The following is a 10,996-nucleotide window of genomic DNA, read 5'->3' as shown; positions in this document are numbered from 1 at the left end:
ATTAGCTCAACCGTCATTTGAACGTTGTCACCAGGCATTACCATTTCAACACCTTCTGGAAGTGTGATATCGCCTGTTACGTCAGTTGTACGGAAGTAGAACTGTGGACGGTAACCTTTGAAGAAAGGAGTGTGACGGCCGCCTTCATCTTTAGACAGTACGTATACTTCTGACTCAAATTTAGTGTGTGGGTTGATTGAACCTTTAGCAGAAAGTACTTGGCCACGTTCAACGTCATCACGCTTAGTACCACGTAGAAGTGCACCAACGTTCTCACCTGCACGACCTTCGTCAAGCAGTTTACGGAACATTTCAACACCAGTACATGTAGTTACTGTAGTTTCTTTGATACCAACGATTTCTACTTCGTCACCTACACGTAGAATACCACGCTCGATACGACCAGTTACAACAGTACCACGACCTTGGATTGAGAATACATCTTCAATAGGAAGTAGGAACGGTTGGTCAACAGCACGCTCTGGTTCTGGGATGTAAGAATCTAGTGCTTCTGCAAGCTCAACGATCTTGTCTTCCCACTGTTTTTCGCCGTTTAGTGCGCCAAGAGCTGAACCTTGGATTACTGGTAGGTCGTCGCCAGGGAATTCGTATTCAGAAAGAAGTTCACGAACTTCCATTTCTACTAGTTCTAGTAGCTCTTCATCATCAACCATGTCACATTTGTTCATGAATACGATGATGTAAGGGATACCAACTTGACGACCAAGTAGGATGTGCTCACGAGTTTGTGGCATAGGGCCATCTGTCGCAGCAACAACTAGGATACCGCCGTCCATTTGCGCAGCACCAGTGATCATGTTTTTAACATAATCCGCGTGTCCTGGGCAGTCTACGTGTGCGTAGTGACGTGCTGGAGTATCGTACTCAACGTGAGAAGTTGCGATTGTGATACCGCGCTCACGCTCTTCTGGAGCGTTATCGATAGATGCGAAGTCTTTAGCTTCACCACCGTACACTTTTGAAAGTGTAGTACAGATAGCAGCAGTTAGAGTTGTTTTACCGTGGTCAACGTGGCCGATAGTACCAACGTTTACGTGCGGTTTCGTACGTTCAAATTTTTCTTTAGACACGAGCGTGTTCCTTCCTAGTTATGATTCGCCACGATCATTATTGATCGAGACGCGCCAGAATTTGCTATTTTATGCGCCAACTCTCGTCAGCGCAATATTTGGACGTATGGATTCTTCAAAAAATTGGAGAAATATACATCCTGCTTGTTTAACCACGCTCTGCAATGATTGCATTTGCAACATTTTTTGGCACTTCGGCGTACTCACTAAACTCCATAGAGTAAGAAGCACGACCTTGTGTCGCAGAACGTAAATCAGTTGCGTAACCGAACATGACAGACAACGGAACTTGTGCACGAATTATCTTCAGGCCAGCTGTTCCCTCGTCCATACCTTCGATGAGGCCACGGCGACGGTTAATATCGCCAACAACATCACCCATCCAGTCTTCTGGAGTAGTTACTTCAACTTTCATCACAGGCTCAAGCAGAACTGGTTGAGCTTCGAGAGCGCCAGTTCTGAAAGCCATAGAGGCAGCGATTGTAAACGCCATCTCACTTGAATCTACTTCGTGGTAAGAACCATCATACAGTGTCGCTTTAATATCCAAAACAGGATAACCAGCAAGAACACCATTGTTCATCTGCTCTTCAATACCTTTCGATACTGAGCTGATGTACTCTTTAGGCACTGTACCATTGGCAATTTCATCGACGAAGACAAAACCTTCACCCGGTTCAGAAGGTTCGAGTTTAAGCCATACGTGACCATACTGCCCTTTACCACCGTGTTCGCGGATAAATTTACCTTCCGCTTTCGCAGTACCACGGATAGTTTCACGGTAAGCAACTTGTGGATTACCAACGTTGCAGTTCACGCTAAATTCGCGCTTCATGCGGTCAACAATGATATCCAAATGCAGTTCACCCATGCCTGAAATCAGGGTTTGACCCGTTTCATCATCCATATCAACGCGGAATGATGGATCTTCTGCCGCAAGCTTGCTTAACGCAATAGTCATTTTATCTTGATCAGCTTGAGAGCTTGGCTCTACAACGATCTGAATAACTGGATCTGGGAACTCCATGCGCTCAAGAACAATCTTATGGTTCTGATCACACAGTGTTTCACCAGTAGTTACATCTTTTAAGCCAATAATAGCTGCGATGTCACCTGCTCGCACTTCTTTCACTTCTTCACGTTTATTTGAATGCATTTGAACAATGCGTCCTAAACGTTCACGCTGTTTCTTCACCGAGTTGTAAGCGGTTTTTCCACTTTCAACAACGCCAGAATAAACACGTACGAAAGTTAAAGTGCCAACAAACGGGTCTGTCGCAATTTTAAATGCGAGAGCTGAAAATGGTTCGTTGTCGTCTGCATGACGTTCAACTTCATTTTCATCTTCATCCAAACCTTGAATTGCTGGAACATCAATTGGAGAAGGCAAATATTCAACAACAGCATCAAGAACTGCTTGTACACCTTTGTTTTTGAATGCACTACCACAAGTGGCCAGTACAATTTCATTATTCAGTGTACGAATTCGTAACGCTTCCTTGATCTCAGCTTCTGTTAGTTCACCTTCTTCAAGGTACTTATCCATTAGCTCTTCAGTTGCTTCCGCCGCTGCTTCAACAAGGTTGTTATGCCATTCTTCTGCTAACTCTTGCATATCGGCTGGAATCTCTTCGTATGAGAAGGTCATGCCTTGATCGGCTTCATTCCAGTTGATTGCTTTCATCTTAATAAGGTCAATTACACCTCTGAAACTCTCTTCCTCACCAATATTTAGGTGAATAGGAACAGGGTTAGCACCAAGACGTTCTTTTATTTGTTCTACTACGCGCAGAAAATCTGCACCGGTACGGTCCATTTTATTGACAAATACAATACGAGGTACGCTGTATTTATCAGCTTGGCGCCATACGGTTTCAGATTGAGGTTCTACACCAGATGAGCCACAGAAAACGACAACGGCACCATCAAGTACACGCAATGAGCGTTCTACTTCAATGGTAAAGTCAACGTGTCCTGGGGTATCGATGATATTGATTCGATGATCTTGGAATTGCGCATCCATACCACGCCAGAATGTCGTAGTCGCAGCTGAAGTGATAGTGATACCACGTTCTTGCTCCTGCTCCATCCAGTCCATGGTAGCCGCACCATCGTGAACTTCACCGATTTTATGAGAAAGGCCAGTATAGAACAGAATACGCTCAGTTGTGGTTGTTTTACCTGCATCTACGTGCGCACAGATACCGATATTACGGTAGCGCTCAATAGGAGTTTTACGAGCCACGATTGTATCCTCATTATGTAGGGACTATTAATATTAAAAATGTAATTTAACAATCACTTTAGAAATATGAATAAACCCTATTTTCTATCTCTTTTAAAATATGGTTTTTAAAAAGGAAAGCTTAGAAAATAAAGAAGTGCTGCAGGCAAGCCCGCAGCACTAAAAAGGTATTACCAGCGGTAATGTGCGAATGCTTTGTTAGCATCAGCCATACGGTGAACGTCTTCACGTTTCTTAACCGAAGTACCTTTGTTCTCAGACGCGTCTAGCATTTCAGCAGCTAGGCGTTGAGCCATAGATTTTTCACCACGCTTACGCGCAGCTTCAACTACCCAACGCATAGCAAGAGCGTTACGGCGAACCGGACGAACTTCTACAGGTACTTGGTAAGTTGAACCACCCACACGGCGAGATTTAACTTCTACCGCAGGACGAACATTTTCAAGAGCTTCTTCAAATACAGCTAAGTGATCTTTACCAGATTTCTCAGCCATAACTTCTAGTGCAGTGTAAACAATTTTCTCTGCAGTAGATTTCTTTCCGTCAACCATAAGGATGTTAACGAATTTTGCCAGCAGCTCAGATTTGAACTTAGGATCTGGAAGGATCTTACGCTGGCCTATAACGCGACGACGTGGCATGGATATTCTCCGTTGTCTTCTTCAGGTTTTTTCCAAAACTTTTCAGAATAATAAATAAAATAGTGTTTGGCCTTACTTAACGCTTTCTTTTTAAAAAAGACGCATTAAGACTTAGGACGTTTAACACCATACTTAGAACGACCTTTCTTACGGTCGTTTACGCCAGCACAGTCAAGTGCGCCACGTACAGTGTGGTAACGCACACCTGGTAAATCTTTAACACGACCACCACGGATAAGAACAACACTGTGTTCTTGAAGGTTGTGACCTTCGCCGCCGATGTATGAAGTAACTTCAAAGCCGTTAGTTAGACGAACACGACATACTTTACGTAATGCTGAGTTCGGTTTTTTTGGAGTAGTAGTATATACGCGAGTACATACACCACGTTTTTGTGGGCACGCTTCTAGTGCTGGCACGTTGCTTTTAACAACTTGCTTTGCACGAGGCTGGCGTACCAACTGGTTAATAGTTGCCATTAAATAGCTCCTGAATTACTTGAAAGTAAGCTTTGTGAAAAATCTAGCCCTATCGATACTTAGTATAAATAGGGACGCAAAATTCTATTCAGCAGTGAGGGGTGTGTCAAGAAATATACAATCAAGATCGCATTTATTTTAGCCATCTAGCAGTGCGTGAGCAATTAGAGTGGAAATCACTCCCATGTCATTGATTGTTCATGCGTGGCAGTCAGCTCAACAAACCCTGTAAAATCAACACCTTGAAAATATCTATTTGTTGTTAAAGTCAAACCTCTGGCCAATGCATCGTTCGAAAGAAAAAAAACTGAAGCTGGACAATTTTTCAGCAAATAATGCGAGAAATGACCTTCATTAATCGCATAAATTGAATCTTCGACCAAAATCACGGCATCTTGATCAGCTAAATACGCTAAAACAGAAGGTATTTGATGGGGGGTTTTCACGATATGAAGCATAATTTCATCTCTTAAAACTAGAAGGTAAGGATCTTATTACAACGCTGAAGTTTGGCCGTAATTTCACTTTTGGATAACCACTCAGGTTCTAAAATTGTTGCCGTTTTTAACAACCCCATATGTTCATAACTTTCCTGACAGGCATAGATATTTTCAATCTCGTATAATTCCATCAGTTTGAACGCGCTGATGTAATCTCGTCCTAAAATAACTTCCGGTTGCTGATTTAAAATAAGCTGAGCAACGCCCTCTGCGATAAAAAACACATGGATGTTCTCACTGTATGCAGAGGCCGCCAATAAAGCATCTAAGCCTTCACGCCCTTTGCTTGTCGTATGAGGAGAGCTTTTAAACACAAACGCAATCGACTTCAAAATTGCACCACTCTATCTTGCATCAATAATGCTTCTGCTAATGAGCCTAAGCCACTTTGATTAAAACGACTGGCTAAGTTGTCGGAGTCTAAACCGTGTTGCTTAGACTCGCTCTCGCTGACAATACCACGACGTAATGCCGCCGCTACGCAAGTCTCTAACCTTACTGAATGTTGCTCAGCTAACTCTTGCCAATGTTTGACGAGATCAAATTCATCATTCGCTGGCACAGTAAGGCGAGAGCCGTTATTAACACCATCTTGATAAAAAAAGACACTGACCAAATGGTGCCCTTTTTCGAGCAATGCTTGAGCAAACAGATACGCCGTTCTTGCGGATTGACTCCCATAAACTGAGCCATTAACAACCAGTGTATATGTAAGTTTTTCAGCCGCTTGTTGCGCTTTATTTTCAGAGGCCATTACGCCTCTCCATCTTCAACTTTACGCTGGCGAATATACAAATAGACGGTATGTTTTGAGATGTTCAAGCGATCCGCGACACGGTTGATCGCATCTTTAATATCAAAAATCCCTTTGTCGTAAAGTTCCATTACGATTTGGCGATTCTTTGTATTATTCGATACCGATTTATCGGCATTAATATCTTCAATTGTGCGCTCAACCGTTTGGTCAACCAACTCTTCAACATCACTTGCGAAGTTAACTGATGACGCCGCTTCTTCCGCTTCTTGTGTTGGCATAAACGACTGCAATACTTGGGAGAATGGCGCGTCTAAATTAACGTTAATGCACAATAAACCAATCACTCGCTCTTCACCGTTACGTATTGCAACTGTGATAGATTTCATTAGCACCCCACCCTTTGCACGGGTGAAATATGAACGAGAAAAGTTACGTTTTGAGCCTTCAATATCCTTTAACATTCTCAGCGCTAAATCGGTGATTGGTGATCCGACTTGACGTCCTGTATTTTCACCGTTGGCAATTTTAATCGCCGATGTATTTAGATCTTCTAAAGAGTGCAAAACAATTTCACAGAATGGCCCAATGAGACTGGCAATTCCATCGACCACGGCTTCATAAGATTTAAGAATGATTTTGTCATGCTCACTAAATGGCATCACGGTAACGGATTCCATTTCGAGCAACATATCAGCATTTACTGTTTCTGTGGTTGTCACTTTAAATTAGCCTTAGAACGAAAAATCAACAAATTGATGTAAGTTTATCAGAAAATTTTAATTGCACATCAATGTAACTGGCTAACTAGTGATTTAAAACAACTAATCTCTTACAAAATTAGCGCTATAACCTTTATCTTCCTGCATAAAAAAAGCCTGAATCGCTTCAGGCTTTATTAGAAATATTGTTTAGATATTACTGAACTGCAGTTTTAGTTCCGTTATCGATGCTCAATAATTCCACTTCAAATACCAGTGTTGAGTTTGCTGGAATCGTTGGCGTATCTTGTGCGCCGTACGCTAATTCTGAAGGGATAACAAACTTGTATTTAGAACCCACTTGCATCAGTTGAACACCTTCAGTCCAACCTGGAATTACGCGGTTAAGAGGGAAGGTTGCTGGTTGGCCACGATCATAAGAGCTATCAAATTGAGTACCGTCAATCAATGTGCCTTTGTAGTGCACTTCAACAGTATCAGTATCTTTTGGTGATTCACCTTCAGCTTTTGACATTACTTGGTACAGCAAACCTGATTCTGTTTTCGTTACGCCTTCTTGTTTTTCGAAGTTCGCACGGAAATCATCGCCCGCTTTCTTTGCTGCTGCTGACTTTTCTGCAGCTTGTGCCTGCATTTTTTCTGAAACGCGCTTGTCTAAAGATTCCAACGCGGCACGAGTATCTTCTTCACTCATTTCAGGGTTACCTGCGAAAACGTGCTCGATACCTTTAAGAACCAACTCTTTATTTAGATCAATACCAATTTCACTCGGTTTATCAATACTTGTGCTCAAGTAGTTTGCGAATGACACGCCAATTGCGTATGCCGCTTTATCATCTTCTGTTTTAAAGTGAACGGTTTTGCCGGCTTCTGCTTGAACTTGCTCTGCTGGTGCCGTTTCTACTTTTGGTGCTTCTTCTTTTTGGCAACCCACTGCTAGCATTACTGTTGCTGCAAGTAGCGACACTTTAAAAATCGATTTCATTTATTTCTCCAAAGATGGACTAGCCATTTGTTATGGTGCACAAATCTCATGTTTAGATGGGTGCATTAAATTGTTGTTCCAATATACTAGTTATATGTCTTTAGACACAAACTGGATTATGAGAGCTGATGCGAATAATTTCTCACTCAATACTATGTGCCATTGTCATCACCATGTTAAATGGGTGTTTTTTTTCGAGCAAAGATGAACAGCGTTGGGAAATTGAACCTCAAGGCTCCACCAGCTTTGCGCTCAGCCGTGATGGGCGGTTTGCGCTACTCTATTCAAAACAGAGCCATTTACTCTTTTGGGATCTTGTTGAAGGAAAGCAACTGGATCAACTTGGCGAACAAGATCCACAAGCGAATACCGTATCTCGTATTCGCATTTCTGACAATGGCCGTTTTGCGATTACCGCCAGTCAAATAAACTTTGCCGTTTGGGATTTGGCTTGGAGCCAATCTGAAGGGCTATGGTCTATCTCTGATGGTTTAATTCGCGATGTTGATATCGCCAGTAATGGTGAACAAGTTCTACTAGGTTTATCAAATGGTAAAGCTATTTATGTGGACTTAGTCACCGGAAGACGCATAGAGTTCCTAGCGCATAGAGAAAAAATTAATTCTGTTGCGATTTCACCGAATGGTCGCTTTGCGCTTTCTGGAGGGAACGATTACAAAGCCTACCTGTGGGATACCCAATCCGGTTTAGTGCTGCGCACCTTTGAACATGAGCAGCGCGTGAATCGCGTCGCGCTACAGAGAGATGGCAAACTTGCCTTTACCTCTGATGGCGGAAATGGTGCATTTGTGTGGAATTTAGAAACCGGTGAGAAGGTGTCAGCACTAAGTAGCTTATCACGCCAGCTTATTTTTTCTGCTGCTCGATTTTCTGATGATGGTTCGCAACTCATTACAGGAACGCCCTCTGGCCGAGTGATGGTTTGGGATACAAAAAGCGGTAAACGCACTGATGGTTTTGAAGTCAAACCGCTAAAAGATGCTCGTCCTCCACGCGCAGTGGTGTATGATGCAGCCTTCGATTTACAGCAACGTGTGATAACAGCCACGTCTGCTGGCATAGCTCAAGCTTGGAAACTAGACGATTAATCATGACTGATAAAAACATTCAACAGCTCGAAGATCGCATCAATGATCTTGAGTGCAAACTGGCATTCCAAGAGCAGACGATTGATGAACTCAACGATGCTTTAAGCCAACAACAATTTTTGATCACTCGTATGCAAGATCAGATGAAGTTTGTTGTCGGAAAAGTGAAAAATATGGACTCTTCGAATTTAGCCGATCCAACGGAAGAGACACCACCACCTCACTATTAATGTGATGAGTCTTGTCTTTACTCCCTGAGTTCTCGATTCGATAAGAAGCTTATTTTATTAGATAAGCTTCTTACATCTAGAGTCAGTAGGGATAACAACAAGGAAAACTAAGTCCTATTCATCTGCGTAAATTTTGACACTGAACTTCCCATCGACATCAATACTCGCGCGATACATTCCTGAGCTATTCATTGCAAAGTGGATATCCCCTTGGGCATCGACCGCGATCAATCCGCCCTCTCCTCCCATCGCTTTTAGATCCCCCTGAATAATATTCTCACAAGCCGTGTGTACATTTTCTTTCAAATAACGCATACGAGCAGCCACATCTCCGGCCACCATTTTACGTAAGAAAAATTCGCCCATCCCCGTTGTAGAGACCGCGACATTACCGTTTTCAGCAACCGTACCCGCCCCTATTATGGGTGAATCGCCAACACGACCATATTTTTTATTGGTGACGCCGCCCGTACTCGTTGCGGCCGCCAAGTTACCTTGCTGATCCAGTGCGACGGCTCCAACGGTGCCATATTTATTATCATCAGGATACGCTGAATCAGTTTGGCTTCCTGTAAGAGGCGATTCTAATTGCTGCTTCTGTTGATCATAAGAGTGCTCATAAGAGGCTTCTGAAAGCGCAAACAAACCTTTCTCTTTCATCGATTGAAGCTGCTCATAACGACGGTCGGTAAGGAAGTAATCTTGTTCGGTATATTGGTAGCCCTGATCGAAAGCAAACTGCTCAGCCCCTTCGCCCATCAGTAACACGTGATCACTTTTTCTCATCACATCGCGGGCTAATTCAATCGGATTTCTTATATGGCGAACCCCAGCAACGGCTCCAGCATCCATCTTTTTCCCATGCATCACTGAAGCGTCCATCTCGATGAATTCTTGATGAGTTAACACTGAACCTTTACCAGCATTGAAATGTGGACAATCCTCCATCACTTTCACCGCGGCGACAACTGCATCCGCCGCATCACCTTTCGCTTGCAAAATTTCATAGCCAGCTCTCACTGATTTTTCTAAGGTGGTTAGAATACCCAACTTTAACGAGTCGCTCATCTGCTCACGCAAAATAGTACCCGCACCACCATGTATCGCGATAGAAAATGGTTGACGCATAAAACACCCTTTTATGTAGAAATATAGCGTTCCGCTCAGTATCAGCAGACTATTCATTAGCACTTAATATCCGTGCCAGCCTGTCATTAGTCAACCTGTCAGATCAGAAAGGGCCTTAAATTAAAGGCATAAAAAAACCCTCCAATTTGGAGGGTTTTAGAAATCATTTCAATGCGGAATTAGTGAGAACCACAACCGCCGCCGCCACAGCAGCCTTCTTTCTTCTCGCCGTGGTCGTGATCATGGCCTTCGCCGCCACAACAACCGCCTTCATGGTCGTGGTCATGACCGTGGCCACCACAACCGCCTTCTTGGTGTACATGGCCGTGTTCAGCTTCTTCTGCCGTTGCTTCACGAACTGCTACAACTTCAACGTCAAATGTTAGAGTTTGGCCAGCAAGCATGTGGTTACCATCAACAACAACTTCGTCGCCATCAACTTCTGTTACTTCTACAGGAATTGGACCTTGGTCAGTATCCGCTAGGAAACGCATACCCACTTCAATTTCTTCAACACCTTGGAATACATCAGCAGGAACGCGTTGTACTAGGTCATCGCTGTGTTCGCCGTAAGCATCTTCTGGAGATACTGTCACTGAGAATTTATCGCCTGCAACTTTACCGTCTAACTCTTTTTCAAGACCAGTAATGAGGTTGTTGTGACCGTGAAGGTAATCTAGCGGTGCTTCAACTGTTGATTGATCGACAACCACACCGTCTTCAAGTTTAACTTGATACGCTACGCTTACTACTACGTTCTTTTCAATTTTCATGTGTACTCCAAGGGAATAAAAGCTCTAGATAGTGACAACTAGGCCTAAAGAAGATCATGCTCTTAGGACGAAATAAAGGTCACATAAGAACTTATCCCCACATTATGGGGATGAATTGGCGAAACTCAATCATTCTGGTTTAAAAATACCGATCATTTCTTGTGTCGCATGTTCAGTTTTATCTACAGATTTAGGCTTACGCTGCTCAGTGAAGTCACATTCGACGCACTCAACCAACTCAATATTGTTTTCAATCCACCAGCGAAGGGTGTCTTGCGTTTTACAATTTGGACAACTTGCTCCTGCAATAAAGCGTTTTCTCTGTTTCACGTCTAGTTC

At 43.1% G+C, this 10,996-nt stretch carries 14 protein-coding genes; 2 read left to right on the top strand and 12 right to left on the bottom strand.

Translation table 11 applies throughout. From position 1 onward, the window contains the following. The 9 genes from tuf to fkpA all read right to left on the bottom strand — a co-directional run. Nucleotides 1–1,091: elongation factor Tu (tuf, locus tag FCV43_RS18905; RefSeq protein ID WP_136996043.1), on the bottom strand; the 1,091-nt coding region annotated here is incomplete at its 3' end. Between the two features lie 148 nt (nt 1,092–1,239). Further along, complete coding sequence (gene fusA / locus FCV43_RS18900; protein WP_136996042.1) at nt 1,240–3,336, bottom strand: elongation factor G; 2,097 nt, start codon at nt 3,334–3,336, stop codon at nt 1,240–1,242. 170 nt (nt 3,337–3,506) lie between these two features. Next, a complete protein-coding gene (rpsG, locus tag FCV43_RS18895; protein ID WP_012604916.1) occupies nt 3,507–3,977 on the bottom strand; it encodes a 30S ribosomal protein S7 in 471 nt (156 codons plus the stop codon). A gap of 104 nt (nt 3,978–4,081) precedes the next feature. After that, nucleotides 4,082–4,456 carry a 30S ribosomal protein S12 gene (gene rpsL, locus FCV43_RS18890; RefSeq protein WP_012549145.1) on the bottom strand — a complete coding sequence of 125 codons (375 nt, stop codon included), beginning with the start codon at nt 4,454–4,456 and terminating at the stop codon, nt 4,082–4,084. Nucleotides 4,457–4,632: 176 nt separating this feature from the next. Beyond that, nucleotides 4,633–4,914, bottom strand: a complete 282-nt coding sequence (gene tusB / locus FCV43_RS18885; RefSeq protein WP_136996041.1) for a sulfurtransferase complex subunit TusB — start codon at nt 4,912–4,914, stop codon at nt 4,633–4,635. A 17-nt stretch (nt 4,915–4,931) separates the two neighbouring features. Further along, nucleotides 4,932–5,288, bottom strand: coding sequence for a sulfurtransferase complex subunit TusC (tusC, locus tag FCV43_RS18880; protein WP_017053172.1), 357 nt, complete (start codon nt 5,286–5,288; stop codon nt 4,932–4,934). Further along, nucleotides 5,285–5,710 (bottom strand): sulfurtransferase complex subunit TusD, encoded by a 426-nt coding sequence (tusD, locus tag FCV43_RS18875; protein ID WP_017053171.1) that lies wholly within the window; start codon nt 5,708–5,710, stop codon nt 5,285–5,287. The genes tusC and tusD overlap by 4 nt, the downstream gene beginning before the upstream one ends. Then, a complete protein-coding gene (locus tag FCV43_RS18870; RefSeq protein ID WP_017053170.1) occupies nt 5,710–6,432 on the bottom strand; it encodes a helix-turn-helix transcriptional regulator in 723 nt (240 codons plus the stop codon). The genes tusD and FCV43_RS18870 overlap by 1 nt, the downstream gene beginning before the upstream one ends. A gap of 196 nt (nt 6,433–6,628) precedes the next feature. Next, nucleotides 6,629–7,417, bottom strand: coding sequence for an FKBP-type peptidyl-prolyl cis-trans isomerase (fkpA, locus tag FCV43_RS18865; RefSeq protein WP_017053169.1), 789 nt, complete (start codon nt 7,415–7,417; stop codon nt 6,629–6,631). A 128-nt stretch (nt 7,418–7,545) separates the two neighbouring features. On the opposite strand from fkpA, the gene FCV43_RS18860 reads away from it, so the two are divergent. Both FCV43_RS18860 and FCV43_RS18855 read left to right on the top strand, forming a co-directional pair. Beyond that, complete coding sequence (locus FCV43_RS18860) at nt 7,546–8,526, top strand: WD40 repeat domain-containing protein (protein WP_136996040.1); 981 nt, start codon at nt 7,546–7,548, stop codon at nt 8,524–8,526. Nucleotides 8,527–8,528: 2 nt separating this feature from the next. Further along, complete coding sequence (locus tag FCV43_RS18855; RefSeq protein WP_017053167.1) at nt 8,529–8,756, top strand: SlyX family protein; 228 nt, start codon at nt 8,529–8,531, stop codon at nt 8,754–8,756. A gap of 114 nt (nt 8,757–8,870) precedes the next feature. Here the strand turns inward: FCV43_RS18855 and FCV43_RS18850 are convergent, their stop codons facing one another. The 3 genes from FCV43_RS18850 to FCV43_RS18840 form a co-directional block, all read right to left on the bottom strand. After that, on the bottom strand, nt 8,871–9,884 hold the full coding sequence (locus FCV43_RS18850; protein ID WP_136996039.1) for an isoaspartyl peptidase/L-asparaginase family protein: 1,014 nt from the start codon (nt 9,882–9,884) through the stop codon (nt 8,871–8,873). A 179-nt stretch (nt 9,885–10,063) separates the two neighbouring features. Next, nucleotides 10,064–10,657, bottom strand: a complete 594-nt coding sequence (gene slyD / locus FCV43_RS18845; protein ID WP_017053165.1) for a peptidylprolyl isomerase — start codon at nt 10,655–10,657, stop codon at nt 10,064–10,066. Between the two features lie 129 nt (nt 10,658–10,786). Beyond that, the gene (locus FCV43_RS18840) at nt 10,787–10,987 is read right to left on the bottom strand and encodes a YheV family putative zinc ribbon protein (protein ID WP_017053164.1); all 201 of its coding nucleotides are present in this window, start codon (nt 10,985–10,987) and stop codon (nt 10,787–10,789) included. Nucleotides 10,988–10,996: the final 9 nt, after the last annotated feature.

This window comes from Vibrio genomosp. F6 (assembly GCF_005146325.1).
GTDB classification, from domain to species: domain Bacteria; phylum Pseudomonadota; class Gammaproteobacteria; order Enterobacterales; family Vibrionaceae; genus Vibrio; species Vibrio cortegadensis.
This window is presented reverse-complemented; position numbering and strand designations above follow the sequence as displayed.